Source organism: Pseudomonas qingdaonensis (genome assembly GCF_018398475.1).
GTDB classification, from domain to species: Bacteria; Pseudomonadota; Gammaproteobacteria; order Pseudomonadales; family Pseudomonadaceae; genus Aquipseudomonas; species Aquipseudomonas palmensis.
In genome coordinates this window covers 745,432-759,780 of sequence record NZ_CP074676.1, presented here as the reverse complement: position 1 = coordinate 759,780, position 14,349 = coordinate 745,432, and the positions used below count along the sequence as shown (strand labels likewise).

Sequence of the window (14,349 nt, the reverse complement as noted above, 5' to 3'; positions counted from 1 at the left end):
ACCCGTAATATCACTATTCTTGAAATTATTAAGAATATTGTCAATTTTTCCGACAGCTCTTTTTTGGCCTTGACTCAGCGTAGCCAGAGTGTCTGCAGCCCCTTTTGCACCGTCAAGCTTTAACTAAAACGAACTCCAATAGCATATCAGGGTCTGAAATCGTACTTAGGAAGTACTTGGCCGATTTTCTAGACTCAGCCGGGAATAGCTCTCCGGCAGTCATAGCCAGGGCAGAAAAATCCGCAATACAATCCATGTCAGGCACTCTTTTATCTCCAATGACTTTAAACCCCTCGATTCCGAGTACGGCTGCATCGTGTTCATCGCAAAAAACTAGTAATTTATGCCCATCAATTAAGTTAAATAACGGCGTTTCACCCCAAAACCTAGTGGGCTCCGGCCCCGCACCCAGAAATATAAATTCGTTCATTACATTTAGTCCCATGGCGCGACCCAATTTTTATCATTCTTATCCGATACCTGCACGATCGCACCAGTCCGGTCATTCCGCACAACGTAAGAACCATCTTTGGCTACATAACCAGTTGCGGGATCATTGAGTCTGGTACCAGAAGCCGGATCGAAATCTCGCCATCCAAATATTGCATCACCCCTCTACAATCGACAAGCATTGATCAGACACAATAAGACTAAGTCCGCAACCACCAAAATCCAGGTATATCCCAACGTAACCTTCGTCAACATTCTTAATTCTGTACCCGTACACGGCCAAAATCTCTAACCCCAAAAATTATCTAGACCATTTAACGATCTAATCGGGTAGGCAAAATCATCACTAATTGCTGACAACTCTAGCCATTGCCCTGGCCGAGCGCGCGGTACTCGCTTTCGCTATAGCTGTAGGTGAAGTTCCACCAGCCCCACGGCAGGTTGTAAAACAGCACGCCGTTCTTCGAACCGACAGCGTGGTCACTGACCACATCGTGGCCACCGCGCAGCACCAGTTGGTCGGCCAGGCCCAGCGGGCTGTCCCATTCGAAGCCCAGGTTGACCTGCTGCTCGCCGGTGCTCTTCTGCCCGTTGTTGTTGCGCGAGATCGCTGCGCGCCAGGGTTTCTGTGCGGTATTGCGCACCAGCACTGTACTGCCTCCTACGGCAGCACCGGGGCTCAGTTCCATCTGTGCTTTGTTCGACAACAAGCGATTGAGCTGGTCGACCATCTGTTCGATTTCACGCAGGTTGACCGGTTCGCCTTCACGGCCAGGAAAGGTCATGCCCAGCTCGCGTGCGGACAGCTGACTGTCATCGGCACCGCGCAGACCTTCCAGTCGCCCTTCCACCACCAGCACCTGCAGGTGTCCTGAGGACAGGTCCTGTTGCGGCAGGTAGGCGCGGCTGGTCACCCAGCCCTTGTCGATGTAGAGGTTGGTGATGGCTTTGAGCACTTCATTGAGCTGGGTAACGCCCAGGCACTGGCCGATGTAGGGCTGCAGCACGCGGCTGCGCTGGGCGCTCGAGAGGCTGTCGGCGCCCTTGAGCTCGATGGTGTCGATCTGAAAGCAGCGGGCATCGGCCGGCGCCGGTGCAGTCTGGGTAGGGGCGGTGCTGCCAGGCAGCTCCTTGAGTTCCTGCAGTCGCCGCTGCTGCTCTTCAAGCAACCACCCCCGACGCTCGCGAATCAGTTCCTGGTCACCCGGCAAGCTTGCGGCCGATACAGGGCCAGCAAGGATGCCCAACAACAGCCAGAAGCAGGACAGCTTTGTGCCAGACACCAAAAACGCCATCTTCGCATCCCTGGAAGCAAAAAACGAAGGCGCGATAGTAGAGAGACAGAACTATGGCGTCAATTTGCCATCATGGCAAATTGATTACATTTTATTCAAACAACGCATCCAGCGCCTGCTCCAGGCGCGTCACCGCAATCACCTGCAGCCCCGGCGGCGCTTCCTTGGGCGCGTTGCCCTTGGGCACGATGGCGCGCTTGAAGCCGTGCTTGGCGGCCTCCTTCAGGCGCTCCTGCCCGCTCGGCACCGGGCGCACTTCACCAGACAGGCCCACCTCGCCGAACACCAGCAGGTCGTGTGGCAGCGGGCGGTTGCGCAAGCTCGACATCACCGCCGCCATCAAGGCCAGGTCCGACGCGGTCTCCAGTACCTTGACCCCGCCCACCACGTTTAGGAACACATCCTGGTCGTGGGTGGGGATGCCGCCATGGCGATGCAGCACCGCCAGCAACATGGCCAGGCGGTTCTGGTCCAGGCCCAGGGTCACACGGCGCGGGTTGGCCATGTGGCTTTCATCCACCAGCGCCTGCACCTCCACCAGCATCGGCCGGGTACCTTCCCAGGTGGCCATCACCACGCTGCCCGGCACTTCCTCCTGGGCACGGGTGAGGAAGATCGCCGACGGGTTGGAGACTTCCTTGAGGCCGCGGTCGGTCATGCCGAACACGCCCAGCTCGTTGACCGCACCAAAGCGGTTCTTCACCGCGCGCAGCAGGCGCAGGCGACCGTCGGACTCGCCCTCGAAATACAGCACGGTGTCGACCATGTGTTCCAGTACCCGCGGCCCGGCCAACGCGCCCTCCTTGGTCACGTGGCCGACCAGGAAGATCGCCGTGCCGCTCTGCTTGGCATAGCGCACCAGCAAGGCGGCACTCTCGCGTACCTGCGACACGCCACCGGGCGCCGACTGCAACTGTTCGGTGAAGATGGTCTGGATGGAGTCGATCACCATCACCTTGGGCTTTTCGACCCGCGCGGTGGCAATGATGGTTTCGATGCAGGTCTCGGTCATCACCCGCAACTGATCCTGCGGCAGGCCCAGGCGACGGGCACGCATGGCCACCTGCTGCTGGGATTCTTCCCCGGTGACGTACAGCGCCGGCATGCGCGTGGCAATGTTGCACAGGGTCTGCAGCAGGATGGTGGACTTGCCGATGCCCGGGTCACCACCAATCAGCACCACCGATCCATCGACCAGGCCGCCACCGAGCACGCGGTCCAGCTCGGCGCTGGCGGTGCTGAAACGCGGGATCTCCTCGACACTGACCTCGGCCAGGGTCTTGATCTGCGCCTGTTGCCCGGCCCAGCCGGTGCGCCCGGCAGGCGCCGCAGCGCCGCCACTTTCGATCATGGTCTCGACCAGGGTGTTCCACGCGCCGCATTCGCCGCACTGGCCCGCCCACTTGGGAAAGGTCGCGCCGCACTCGGTGCAGCCGTACATGCGCTTGGCCTTGGCCATGGGGCAGTCTCCTGGAAAAAGGGGCCATGATAGCCGAGCCGACCCAGCTGCGGGGCGCCGCCTGGGCGACAAAACTATTCGGCATAGCCGGGGTCTTTTACTGCAACGCGGAGCATGAAGCGCATAGCTGATTTACACTGCGATGACCAATCTCATCTGTTACAGGGAATAAACCATGGGCGTGATCAGTGAATTCAAGGCCTTCGCGGTCAAGGGCAACGTGGTCGACATGGCCGTCGGTATCATCATCGGCGCCGCGTTCGGCAAAATCGTTTCATCGTTTGTTGGCGATGTGGTGATGCCACCCCTGGGCCTGCTGATCGGTGGAGTGGACTTCAGTGATCTGGCGGTGGTGCTCAAGGCGGCCGAGGGTGACGCGCCGGCGGTGGTGCTGGCCTATGGCAAGTTCATCCAGACGGTGATCGACTTTCTGATCGTGGCCTTCGCGATCTTCATGGGCGTGAAGGTGATCAACCGCCTCAAGCGCGAAGAAGCGGTGGCCCCGACCCTGCCGCCGGTACCCACCAAGGAAGAAGAACTGCTGGGCGAAATTCGCGACCTGCTCAAGGCGCAGAACCAGCAGCCCTGAATCGGGCCTGCCTGACCGTAACGGCGCCTTCGGGCGCCGTTGTGCTGTCTACCAGTAGTTTTCCACCGCCACCTGGCCCGGCCGGCGGCTGAGGCTCAGTTGAAGATCACGCGCCTTGAGCACCTGGCGGGTGTCGTCGATCATCTGCGGGTTGCCGCAGAGCATCACCCGCGAATGTTCGGGGGTCAGCGCCAGGCCGGCCGCACGCTCCAGTTCGCCGTTCTCGATCAGGGTGGTGATACGCCCGTTCAGCGCACCCGGGTGTTGCTCGCGGGTGACCACCGGAATGAACTGCAGCTTGCCCGCATGTTCGGCCAGGTAGTCGCGCTGCTCCAGGCCGGCGATCTCCTGCTGATAGGCGAGCTCCCTGGCTTCGCGCACCGAATAGACCAGCTTGATGGTGTCGAACCGCTCCCAGGCTTCGAAGTCCTGCAGTATCGACATGAAGGGTGCAATGCCGGTACCGGTCGCCAGCAACCACAGGTCCCGCCCGTCGGCGAAGCGATCGAGGGTCAGGAAACCGAACGCCTGGCGGTCGATCAACAGTTGGTCACCCTCGCGCAGCCGGCTCAGCTCACTGGTGAACTCGCCGCCGGGGACGACGATCGAGAAAAAGTCCAGGTACTCGTCGAACGGCGACGAGACCATCGAGTACGCCCGCCACACCACGCTGCCATCGGCACGGGTCACGCCCAGGCGAGCAAACTGGCCGGCCCGGAATCGAAAACCGGGATCACGGGTTACGCGCAGGCTGAACAGGTTGGGGGTCAGCGGCTGGACATCGAGCAGGGTCTGGCGGGTGAACTTCTCCGCACTGGCAGTCATGGTGTGCTCCACAATTCAGGTAAACACAGTGTCGCGCAAAGCTGACGGGATAAACACCGCCGCGATGTAATGGCATTACGCTCATGTGTTTCAACCACGTAACAAAACATGTAACGCGGGTTGTACAACCCTATTTTTATGTAGAGCACTGGAACAGTGCTATAGCAAAAAAAACCTAGAACAACGTGCGACTTTTCCTACACTCGATCCAGGGTGACTAAATTGCAAAGGTGCACGGAGGCTCAAATGCCATATTGGAAGCAGGAGCAGTTGCAACAACTGACGCAGGAGGAAAACCAGCAACAGATGTTTGCCACTGCACTGTCACTGGCCGAGCAACTGGACATGGAGTTTCTGGCATACCGCCTGAACGGCAGGACGGTCGCCGAAGGCCCGCAGGTCATGATGTTCAACAACTACCCGGCCGAATGGAACGAGCTCTACAAGAAGAACGAGTACGAGCGCATCGACCCGGTGCTTGTGCATTGCCATCATTCGAACATGCCGGTGCTGTGGTCCCCGCAGTTGTACAAGCAAGCCCCCGAGTTGCGACAGACGGCGTGCGAACATGGCCTGTGCCATGGTTGGAGCCAGGGCACCCAGGACCTGCGCGGCAACGAAAGCGTGCTGTGCGTATCACGCCGGCAGGGCGAAGTGAGCATGGCGGAACTGTACGAAAAGTCGGCCCAGACCCTGTGGCTGTGCAACCTGCTGCACACCCTGATGGTTGCCAAGTTGCATCCGCCCAAGGCCCGTGTGCAGGCACTCTCGCCCCGGGAACGCGAGGTGCTGCAGTGGACCGCTGCCGGCAAGACTGCCGAAGACATCAGTTGCATCCTCACGCTGTCCAGAAGCACGGTCAATTTTCATATCCGCAGCATCACCAGCAAACTCAACACCACCAACAAGACCAGCGCGGTCGCCATCGCCACCCAGTACGGGTTGATCTGAGGTTCTGCTCGCCAACACCCCCCTCCCCACCTGCAAAAACGCTGTAGAATCTGCGCCCGTCCAGCGCCAAGCCCCAGCGCGCGCGCCAAAGCCCAGAGCCCTACGCCATGCCCCTGTTGATCACCCCCTTCGCCGAGCTCGAGCTGCTTCGCCAGCCCGAATACGCCAACGACCCCTTGCAGGCCTTCGACGCGGCCGACGAGTACCTGCTCGAACACCTGGCCGCGCAGGCGCTGCCTGCCACGAGCCGGGTACTGGTACTCAACGACAGCTTCGGCGCGCTGGCCATCAGCCTGCGCGCCCATGCCCAGGTGCTGGGCAGCGGCGACTCCTACCTGGCCCGGCTGGCACTGGAGAAGAACCTGGTGCGCAATGGCCAGGCATTCGACAGCGTGCCCTTCATCGCCGCCAGCCAGCATTGGCAGGGGCCGTTCGACCGGGTGCTGGTGCGCGTACCCAAGACCCTGGCGCTGCTCGAAGAGCAGTTGATCCGGCTGCAGGGCCAGTTGGCACCCGGCGCGCAGGTAATCGCCGGGGCGATGATCAAGCACCTGCCACGGGCAGCCGGCGACCTGCTGGAGAAGTACATCGGCCCGGTGCAGGCATCGCTGGCGCGCAAGAAGGCGCGCCTGCTGATCGCCACGGCCGAGCCCAGGGCGGCGGCAGCCTCGCCCTACCCCACCCGTTATAAGCTGGAGCAACCACCGCTGGAGCTGGTGAACCACGCCAATGTGTTCTGCCGCGAAGGGCTGGATATCGGTACTCGTGCCTTCCTGCCACATCTGCCCCGCGACCTGGGCGATGCGCGGGTGGCCGACCTTGGCTGCGGCAACGGCGTGCTGGGCATCGTCAGCGCGCTGGCCAACCCGCAGGCGCACTACACCCTGGTGGACGAGTCGTACATGGCGGTACAGTCGGCCGAGCAGAACTGGCAGGCGGCGCTGGGCGAGCGAGCCGTGACGGTGCGCGCCGACGACGGGCTGGCCGGGCAGGCACCGCAGTCCCTGGACGTGGTGCTGTGCAACCCGCCGTTTCACCAGCAGCAGGTAGTGGGGGACTTTCTCGCCTGGCGCATGTTCCAGCAGGCACGCGAGGCACTGGTGGCGGGCGGGGCGCTGTACATCGTGGGCAATCGGCACCTGGGCTATCACAGCAAGCTGGCGCGATTGTTCCGGGGAGTGGAGCAGGTGGCAGCCACGCCGAAGTTCGTGGTGCTCAAGGCGCGCAAGTAGGCCGGGTACGGAGCCGACACCTTCGCCGGCAAGCGGCTCCTGCGCCGGGCGGCCGAGACAGGCAAAAAAAACCCTGCGCAGCTCACGCGGCGCAGGGTGTAAACCCGCCCAGGGCGGGATGGGAAATACCTTGGCTCAGTGGGTACTCAAGCCCGCCGCCGCCATGAACATCCGCATCAGCCAGGCCACCACGGCCAGGCTTGCCACGCTCACTGCCCAGATCAGCAGCAGCCAGCCCAGGCGCTGCATCAGCGGCTTTTTCTCCGGTTCGAAGGTGTCTTTGCCAGTCATTGCCAGGCCCTCCTAGTGATAGCCGTCGTCGTGGGTCACCTTGCCGCGGAACACGTAGTAGCTCCAGAAGGTGTAGCCCAGGATGAACGGGATGATGAACAGCGTGCCCACCAGCATGAAGCCCTGGCTCTGCGGCGGCGCTGCGGCGTCCCAGATCGAGATCGACGGCGGGATGATGTTCGGCCACAGGCTGATGCCCAGCCCGCTGTAGCCCAGGAAAATCAGCACCAACGTCAGCAGGAACGGGGTGTAGTGGGCATGGCGTGCCACCGCCCGCACCAGCCCGTACAGGGTGACCAGCACCAGGATCGGCACCGGCAGGAACCAGAACAGGTTGGGCAGGCTGAACCAGCGCGTGGCGATGTCCGGATGCGCCAGCGGCGTCCAGATACTCACCACACCGGTCACGGCCAGCAGCACGAAGGCCAGTGGGCGTGCCAGGTCATGCATCTTGCTCTGCAACGGGCCTTCGGTCTTCATGATCAGCCAGGTGCAGCCGAGCAAGGCATAGGCCACGATCAGCCCCACCCCGCAGAACAGGCTGAACGGCGTCAGCCAGTCCAGCGAGCCGCCTGCGTAGTTGCGTTCGACCACCTTGAAGCCTTCGATGAATGCGCCCAGTGCCACGCCCTGGAAGAAGGTTGCGGCCAGCGAGCCGCCGATGAACGCCTTGTCCCACAGGTGGCGCTTGTCGGCCTTGGCCTTGAAGCGGAACTCGAAGGCCACGCCACGGAAGATCAGCCCCATCAGCATCAGCATCAACGGCAGGTACAGCGCCGAGAGCACCACCGCATAGGCCAGCGGGAAGGCGCCGAACAGCGCCGCCCCGCCCAGCACCAGCCAGGTCTCGTTGCCGTCCCAGACCGGGGCGACGGTGTTCATCATCACATCGCGGTCGCGCTCGCCCTTGACGAAGGGAAACAGGATGCCAATGCCCAGGTCGAAGCCGTCCATCACCACGTACATCATGATGCCGAAGATGATGATCACGGCCCAGATAAGCGGAAGATCAATACCCATGAGTCAGTTCCCCTTGCTCAGGCTGGCGTGGTCGTCGGCATGGTCGTCGTCGGCAGCCGACAACGGCCGCGCCGGGGTGCGTTGCTGGCCAGGCCCGCCATGGGTCGGCTCGTCGCCCTCGCCGGTTTCCGGCCCCTTGCGCACCAGACGCATCATGTAGCCGAGCCCCGCGCCGAACAGCGCGAAGTACACCACCACGAACATCACCAGGGTGATGCCCAGTTGCGCATAGCTGTGGTTGGACACGCCATCGGCGGTACGCATCAGCCCGTACACCACCCACGGCTGGCGACCGACCTCGGTGGTGAACCAGCCGGCCAGGATTGCGATCAGCCCGGACGGGCCCATCCACAGGGTCAGGTAGAGGAACGGGCGCGAGCTGTACAGGGTGCCGCGCTTGCGCAGCCACAGGCTCCACAGGCCCACGGCGATCATCAGCATGCCCAGCCCGACCATGATGCGGAACGACCAGAACACCACGGTGGAGTTGGGCCGGTCTTCAGGCGGGAACTCCTTCATCGCCGGCACCTGCTTGTCCAGGCTGTGGGTCAGGATCAGGCTGCCCAGCGCCGGGATCTCCAGCTTGAAGTGGGTGGTCTCGTTCTTCATGTCGGGGATGCCGAACAGGATCAGCGGGGTCGGCTCGTCGCCGACGTTTTCCCAGTGGCCTTCGATGGCGGCGATCTTCACCGGCTGGTGCTTGAGGGTGTTGAGCCCGTGGAAATCACCGATCACCGCCTGCACCGGCGCCACGATCAGCGCCATCCACATGGCCATCGAGAGCATCTTGCGAATCGCCGGGTTGTCCTTGCCGCGCAGCAGGTGCCAGGCGGCCGAGGCGCCGACGAAGAAGGCCGTGGCCACGAATGCTGCCGTGGCCATGTGCGCCAGGCGGTAGGGGAAGGACGGGTTGAAGATCACCGCGAACCAGTCGACCGGGATCACCACGCCGTTGACGATTTCATAACCTTGCGGGGTCTGCATCCAGCTGTTGGACGCCAGGATCCAGAAGGTGGAGATCAGCGTGCCGACGGCGACCATGATGGTGGCGAAGAAGTGCAGGCCGCGCCCGACCTTGTTCCAGCCGAACAGCATGACACCCAGAAAGCCCGCTTCGAGGAAGAACGCGGTGAGCACCTCATAGGTCAGCAACGGACCGGTGATCGAGCCGGCGAAGTCCGAGAAGCGGCTCCAGTTGGTGCCGAACTGGTACGCCATGACCAGGCCGGAGACCACGCCCATGCCGAAGTTGACGGCAAAGATCTTCGACCAGAAGTGGTACAGGTCGCGGTAGACGCTGTTGTGGGTCTTGAGCCACAGGCCTTCGAGCACCGCCAGGTAACTCGCCAGGCCGATGGTGATGGCCGGGAACAGGATGTGGAAAGAGATCGTAAACGCAAACTGGATTCGGGCGAGATCTAGAGCCTCTAATCCGAACATAGTGCTTCCTCTGTCAGGTTATCCGGCGTCAGGGTCACGGCCTTGGCGCCAACTGCCCCTACGTCATTGAGTGCGGCGAGTTGGAATTGTTCTGAAAACTTGCAATCGCAGGGAATTCGGCCCTCCGGCCACATCGTTGCATTTGAAACAGTTGCAAAAACAACAATTGATCCAGGTCAACGATTGCCTGAAAGCATAGTCCTGAACGGGCCGCATGGTTGTGTGGTGGTTTGCCGCGTGACCGGTTGCCTCACCCCCTTTACGCACACACGAATCGGTGCGCCTACCGCACGGGGATGACGGCTTTCGCAACCTGCTGTTACAAACTGGTGATAATCTGCCCCGCCGCCCCCGCAAAGGCTCTGTATCGCACATGTCAGACCATGCCCCGCTCCTGCTGCGCCATCACCGCCCCTTCCTGGCGTTCTGGTGCGCGCGAATTTTCACTGCCAGCGGCTTCCAGATGCTCACCGTGGCCATCGGCTGGCACCTCTATCAGCTGACCGGCAACGTGCTCGACCTGGGCCTGGTGGGCCTGGTGGAATTCGCCCCGCGGGTGCTGTTCATGCTGCACACCGGGCATGTGGCCGACCGCTATGACCGGCGCCGGGTGGCAGCGCTGTGCCAGTTCGCCCAGGCGCTGATCGCCCTGGCGCTGGTGGTGGGCAGCAGCACCCACAGCGTGACCCGCGAACTGATCTTCGTGCTGGCGTTCCTGCTGGGCAGTGCGCGCTCTTTCGAGATGCCGGCCACCCAGGCGTTGCTGCCCAACGTGGTGCCCTCGGCGCTGTTCCCGCGGGCAGTGGCCGCGTCGGCCTCGGCCATGCAGTCGGCGACCATCGTCGCGCCGGCGCTGGGGGGCTTTCTGTATGCGTTTGGCAGCGTGTGGGTGTATGGCCCGACCGTGGTGCTGTACGTGATCGCCTGCTGCCTGACCTTGCGCCTGAGCGCCGCCCGCCAGCCGGCCAACCGGAGCCGGGCGAGCCTGGAATCGCTGCTGGCGGGCATTCGCTTCATTCGCAGCCGCCCGGACGTGCTCGGCGCGGTGTCGCTGGACCTGTTCGCCGTGCTGCTGGGCGGCGCCACGGCGTTGCTGCCGGTGTTCGCCAAGGACATCCTGCTGACCGGCCCGTGGGGCCTGGGCCTGTTGCGCTCGGCGCCGGCGGTGGGGGCGCTGCTGATGTCGGTGTGGCTGGCGCGCTTCCCCATCGAGCGCAGGGTCGGGCGGGTGATGTTCACGGCGGTGGGGGTCTTTGGCGTGGCGACCATTGCCTTCGGCCTGTCGACCTCGTTCTGGTTCTCGCTGGGCGTGCTGGCGGTGCTGGGCGCGGCGGACATGATCAGCATGGTGATCCGCAGCGCGTTCGTGCAACTGGAGACGCCGGACGAGATGCGTGGTCGGGTAAGCGCGGTGAACGGGTTGTTCATCGGCGCCTCGAACCAGCTGGGCGAGTTCGAGTCCGGGGTCACGGCGCACTGGTTCGGCACCGTGCCGGCGGTGGTGCTGGGCGGGGTGGGCACGCTGGTGGTGACGGGCGTGTGGATCAAGCTGTTCCCGACGCTGGCGGGGCGCGATCACATGCATACCCAGAAAAAGGGCTGACCGCGCGTACCCAATCGTGGGTCAAGCTTGCTCCCACAGGGCCTCACTGAATCTGTGGGGGCGGGATTGACCCGCAATGAGGCCAGCCAGATCAAAGCATCAGGGTCATCTGCCGCTCATACCCCACCCGCCCGCGATACCCCTCGCCGCTGTCCACCCACCCCGCCGCGCGGTACAGCCTCAACGCCGCCTGATTGTCGGTATCCACCGACAGTTGCAGGCAACGCACCTGCGGCCACACTTCCCGCACCCGCGCCGGCAGCGCCGCCAGGCACCAGCGGCCAAGCCCCTGCCCCTGCGCCCGCCAGTCCACCTGCAGTGCATGCAAGGTGGCCGCATCATGGCGGGCCCACGGCGGCAGGTGTGCACCACGCTTGAGCAGCAGGAAGCCCTGCGGCACGCCCCCCACCAGCAGCGCCAGCCCGCGCACATCGTCGCCGGGCCGGTTCAGCAGGGTATGCAGCGCGCCCTCGATGTCACCGCAAAACGCCCGCTGCGCCGCCAGCACCTCGATGCCGGGCAGGCCTGCGCGCTGGGCCGGGGTCAGCGCATCGTAGTGAATCAGCTGCACGGTCATGGTCCTGGTCCAAAAGTGGCGGTCTTGCTGATATGATGCGCGGCTTTTTTGCGGCCCATTCAAAAATCACTCAGTCCGGCACCCCGTGTCCGGTACAGTCTGTGCTTTGCTGATGGGGTCGAACATTCAAGGCGCCGCAGTGCGCCACGGGGAGCTGGCATGCTGGAAAGGCTGTTTCAACTGAAAGCGCACAATACCAACGTGCGCACCGAAATCCTGGCGGGGGTCACCACCTTCCTGGCCATGGCCTACATCCTGTTCGTCAACCCGAGCATCCTCGGCGAGACCGGCATGGACAAGGGCGCGATCTTCGTCGCCACGTGCCTGGCTGCCGCCATCGGTTCGGCGGTGATGGGGCTGATCGCCAACTACCCGATCGCGCTGGCGCCGGGCATGGGCCTGAACGCCTTCTTCACCTACACCGTGGTGCTGCACATGGGCCACACCTGGCAGGTGGCACTGGGGGCGGTATTCATTTCGGCAGTGCTGTTCTTCCTGCTGTCGATCTTTCGCATCCGCGAATGGATCGTCAACAGCATTCCGCTGCCGCTGCGTTCGGCAATTGCCGCCGGCATCGGCCTGTTCCTGGCGCTGATCGCCCTGCACAACGCCGGCATCGTGGTCGACAACCCGGCCACCCTGGTGGGCCTGGGCGACCTGCGCAACCCGGCACCGGTACTGGCCACCCTGGGCTTCTTCCTGATCGTCGCGCTCGAGGCGATGAAGGTACGCGGCGCCGTGCTGATCGGCATCCTGGCGGTCACCGTCGCCTCCATCGGCCTGGGCTACACCCCGTTCAACGGCATCGTGTCGATGCCGCCCTCGCTGGCCCCGACCTTCCTGCAGCTGGACATCAAGGGCGCACTGGATGTCGGCCTGATCAGCGTGATCTTCGCCTTCCTGTTCGTCGACTTGTTCGACAACTCTGGCACCCTGATCGGCGTGGCCAAGCGCGCCGGGCTGATGGGCAAGGACGGCCACATGCCGAAGATGGGCCGCGCCCTGATCGCCGACAGCACCGCGGCCATGGCCGGCTCGCTGCTGGGCACCTCGACCACCACCAGCTATATCGAATCGGCGGCCGGCGTGAGTGCTGGCGGACGCACCGGGCTGACCGCCATCGTGGTGGCTGGGCTGTTCCTGCTGGCACTGTTCTTCGCCCCGCTGGCCGGCAGCGTGCCGGCCTTCGCAACCGCGCCTGCACTGCTGTTCGTCGCCGTGCTGATGGCCTCGGGCCTGGCGGAAATCAACTGGGACGACGTGACCGAGGCCGCCCCGGTGGTGGTCACCGCGCTGGCCATGCCGCTGACCTATTCGATTGCCAACGGCATCGCCTTCGGCTTCATCTCCTGGACCGTGATCAAGCTGATCTCGGGCCGCCGGCATGAACTGAACTCGGCGCTGGTGGTGCTCTCCATCCTGTTCGTGATCAAGCTGGGCTGGTACGCCGCATGAGTTCCGTCTACGACCCGACTACCTACACCGCGCAGCTTGAGGCCAAGGTCGAGCGCCTGCGCGCACTGCTGGCGCCATTCGGCGCACCGGAGCCGGCGGTGTTCGACTCGCCGCGCGAGCATTACCGCCTGCGCGCCGAGTTTCGCCTGTGGCGCGAGAACGAGCAGCGTCACTACGCGATGTTCGCCCCGGGTGAAAAGCACCAGGCGATCCTGATCGACGACTTCCCCATCGCCAGCCAGCGCATCAACCAGTTGATGCCGCAGCTCAAGGCGGCGTGGCAGGCCAGTTCGGCGCTGAGCTTCAAACTGTTCCAGGTGGAGTTCCTGACCACCCTGGCGGGCGACGCGATGATCACCCTGTGCTACCACCGTCCACTGGACGAGCATTGGGAAGCCGCTGCCCGGCAACTGGCGACCGACCTGGGCGTGAGCATCATCGGGCGCTCCAAGGGCAAGCGCGTGGTGATCGGCCGTGACTATGCGGTTGAAGAGCTGGCCGTGGGCGGGCGCACTTTCCGCTATCGCCAGCCAGAAGGCGCGTTCACCCAGCCCAACGGCACGGTGAACCAGAAGATGCTCAACTGGGCCTACGAGGCCCTGGGCGAGCGCGAGGACGACCTGCTGGAGCTGTACTGCGGCAACGGCAACTTCACCCTGCCGCTGGCCACGCGGGTGCGCAAGGTGCTGGCCACCGAGATCAGCAAGACCTCGGTGAACGCCGCGCTGCACAACCTGGACGACAACGGCGTGGATAACGTGCGCCTGGTGCGCCTGTCGGCCGAAGAGCTGACCGAGGCCCTGAACGAGGTGCGGCCGTTCCGGCGCCTGGAAGGCATCGACCTGAAAAGCTATGCCTTTGGCAGCGTGTTCGTCGACCCGCCGCGCGCGGGCATGGACCCGGACACCTGCGAGCTGACCCGGCGCTTCGATAACATCCTGTACATCTCGTGCAACCCCGAGACACTGGCGGCGAACATCGAGCAGTTGAGCGATACGCACCGTATCGAGCGGTGTGCGCTGTTTGACCAGTTCCCGTATACGCACCATATGGAAAGCGGGGTGCTGCTGGTTCGGCGCTAGGCCCGGATCGGCGGTGTTCTATCGCGGGTCAAGCCCGCTCACACAGGAATGTCACGGCTCTGAAGGGCAGTGGGGTACCT

Annotated in this window: 14 protein-coding genes and 1 pseudogene; 6 read left to right on the top strand and 9 right to left on the bottom strand. The window is 63.3% G+C overall.

The window, feature by feature from the left end:
- Positions 1–112 precede the first annotated feature (112 nt).
- From KH389_RS03460 to radA, 4 genes and pseudogenes are all read right to left on the bottom strand, one after another.
- Positions 113–430 carry a hypothetical protein gene (locus KH389_RS03460; protein WP_213606885.1) on the bottom strand — a complete coding sequence of 106 codons (318 nt, stop codon included), beginning with the start codon at positions 428–430 and terminating at the stop codon, positions 113–115.
- A 5-nt stretch (positions 431–435) separates the two neighbouring features.
- Positions 436–603 carry a colicin E5-related ribonuclease gene (locus tag KH389_RS27655; protein ID WP_213607493.1) on the bottom strand — a complete coding sequence of 56 codons (168 nt, stop codon included), beginning with the start codon at positions 601–603 and terminating at the stop codon, positions 436–438.
- A 212-nt stretch (positions 604–815) separates the two neighbouring features.
- A pseudogene (locus KH389_RS03450) lies at positions 816–1,745 on the bottom strand (ShlB/FhaC/HecB family hemolysin secretion/activation protein); the annotation flags it as partial.
- Between the two features lie 91 nt (positions 1,746–1,836).
- Positions 1,837–3,204: a DNA repair protein RadA gene (gene radA, locus KH389_RS03445; RefSeq protein WP_054916566.1), complete on the bottom strand. Its 1,368-nt coding sequence runs from the start codon at positions 3,202–3,204 to the stop codon at positions 1,837–1,839.
- Positions 3,205–3,379: 175 nt separating this feature from the next.
- On the opposite strand from radA, the gene mscL reads away from it, so the two are divergent.
- Complete coding sequence (gene mscL, locus KH389_RS03440; RefSeq protein ID WP_054916565.1) at positions 3,380–3,793, top strand: large-conductance mechanosensitive channel protein MscL; 414 nt, start codon at positions 3,380–3,382, stop codon at positions 3,791–3,793.
- Positions 3,794–3,841: 48 nt separating this feature from the next.
- Here mscL and KH389_RS03435 read toward each other — a convergent pair whose 3' ends face one another.
- Positions 3,842–4,618, bottom strand: coding sequence for a ferredoxin--NADP reductase (locus KH389_RS03435; RefSeq protein WP_043860573.1), 777 nt, complete (start codon positions 4,616–4,618; stop codon positions 3,842–3,844).
- Positions 4,619–4,864: 246 nt separating this feature from the next.
- Here KH389_RS03435 and KH389_RS03430 point away from each other — a divergent pair, with 246 nt between their 5' ends.
- Positions 4,865–5,569: an autoinducer binding domain-containing protein gene (locus tag KH389_RS03430; protein ID WP_078481820.1), complete on the top strand. Its 705-nt coding sequence runs from the start codon at positions 4,865–4,867 to the stop codon at positions 5,567–5,569.
- A 107-nt stretch (positions 5,570–5,676) separates the two neighbouring features.
- Positions 5,677–6,801: a methyltransferase gene (locus tag KH389_RS03425; RefSeq protein WP_104572302.1), complete on the top strand. Its 1,125-nt coding sequence runs from the start codon at positions 5,677–5,679 to the stop codon at positions 6,799–6,801.
- Positions 6,802–6,936: 135 nt separating this feature from the next.
- On the opposite strand, the gene KH389_RS03420 is transcribed toward KH389_RS03425, so the two are convergent.
- The 3 genes from KH389_RS03420 to KH389_RS03410 are packed head-to-tail and all read right to left on the bottom strand — an operon-like array spanning position 6,937 to position 9,552.
- A complete protein-coding gene (locus KH389_RS03420) occupies positions 6,937–7,092 on the bottom strand; it encodes a DUF2474 domain-containing protein (protein WP_043860576.1) in 156 nt (51 codons plus the stop codon).
- Between the two features lie 12 nt (positions 7,093–7,104).
- A complete protein-coding gene (gene cydB, locus KH389_RS03415) occupies positions 7,105–8,112 on the bottom strand; it encodes a cytochrome d ubiquinol oxidase subunit II (protein WP_043860577.1) in 1,008 nt (335 codons plus the stop codon).
- A gap of 3 nt (positions 8,113–8,115) precedes the next feature.
- Positions 8,116–9,552, bottom strand: coding sequence for a cytochrome ubiquinol oxidase subunit I (locus KH389_RS03410; protein ID WP_043860578.1), 1,437 nt, complete (start codon positions 9,550–9,552; stop codon positions 8,116–8,118).
- Between the two features lie 373 nt (positions 9,553–9,925).
- Here KH389_RS03410 and KH389_RS03405 point away from each other — a divergent pair, with 373 nt between their 5' ends.
- Positions 9,926–11,155 carry an MFS transporter gene (locus KH389_RS03405; protein WP_213606881.1) on the top strand — a complete coding sequence of 410 codons (1,230 nt, stop codon included), beginning with the start codon at positions 9,926–9,928 and terminating at the stop codon, positions 11,153–11,155.
- Between the two features lie 91 nt (positions 11,156–11,246).
- Here the strand turns inward: KH389_RS03405 and KH389_RS03400 are convergent, their stop codons facing one another.
- Positions 11,247–11,732: a GNAT family N-acetyltransferase gene (locus KH389_RS03400; protein ID WP_054916561.1), complete on the bottom strand. Its 486-nt coding sequence runs from the start codon at positions 11,730–11,732 to the stop codon at positions 11,247–11,249.
- A 159-nt stretch (positions 11,733–11,891) separates the two neighbouring features.
- Between KH389_RS03400 and KH389_RS03395 the strand changes: the two genes are divergently transcribed.
- Positions 11,892–13,187, top strand: a complete 1,296-nt coding sequence (locus KH389_RS03395) for an NCS2 family permease (protein WP_043860685.1) — start codon at positions 11,892–11,894, stop codon at positions 13,185–13,187.
- Positions 13,184–14,269, top strand: coding sequence for a tRNA (uridine(54)-C5)-methyltransferase TrmA (gene trmA, locus KH389_RS03390; protein ID WP_043860686.1), 1,086 nt, complete (start codon positions 13,184–13,186; stop codon positions 14,267–14,269). The genes KH389_RS03395 and trmA overlap by 4 nt, the downstream gene beginning before the upstream one ends.
- Positions 14,270–14,349: the final 80 nt, after the last annotated feature.

Coding starts and splice junctions, on each gene's coding strand:
- cydB (WP_043860577.1), bottom strand. CDS start 8,112: ATGGGTATTGATCTTCCGCTTATCTGGGCCGTGATCATCATCTTCGGC.
- KH389_RS03420 (WP_043860576.1), bottom strand. CDS start 7,092: ATGACTGGCAAAGACACCTTCGAACCGGAGAAAAAGCCGCTGATGCAG.
- KH389_RS03405 (WP_213606881.1), top strand. CDS start 9,926: ATGTCAGACCATGCCCCGCTCCTGCTGCGCCATCACCGCCCCTTCCTG.
- KH389_RS03425 (WP_104572302.1), top strand. CDS start 5,677: ATGCCCCTGTTGATCACCCCCTTCGCCGAGCTCGAGCTGCTTCGCCAG.
- KH389_RS03410 (WP_043860578.1), bottom strand. CDS start 9,552: ATGTTCGGATTAGAGGCTCTAGATCTCGCCCGAATCCAGTTTGCGTTT.
- KH389_RS03430 (WP_078481820.1), top strand. CDS start 4,865: ATGCCATATTGGAAGCAGGAGCAGTTGCAACAACTGACGCAGGAGGAA.
- KH389_RS03460 (WP_213606885.1), bottom strand. CDS start 430: ATGAACGAATTTATATTTCTGGGTGCGGGGCCGGAGCCCACTAGGTTT.
- KH389_RS03435 (WP_043860573.1), bottom strand. CDS start 4,618: ATGACTGCCAGTGCGGAGAAGTTCACCCGCCAGACCCTGCTCGATGTC.
- radA (WP_054916566.1), bottom strand. CDS start 3,204: ATGGCCAAGGCCAAGCGCATGTACGGCTGCACCGAGTGCGGCGCGACC.
- mscL (WP_054916565.1), top strand. CDS start 3,380: ATGGGCGTGATCAGTGAATTCAAGGCCTTCGCGGTCAAGGGCAACGTG.
- KH389_RS03400 (WP_054916561.1), bottom strand. CDS start 11,732: ATGACCGTGCAGCTGATTCACTACGATGCGCTGACCCCGGCCCAGCGC.
- KH389_RS03395 (WP_043860685.1), top strand. CDS start 11,892: ATGCTGGAAAGGCTGTTTCAACTGAAAGCGCACAATACCAACGTGCGC.
- trmA (WP_043860686.1), top strand. CDS start 13,184: ATGAGTTCCGTCTACGACCCGACTACCTACACCGCGCAGCTTGAGGCC.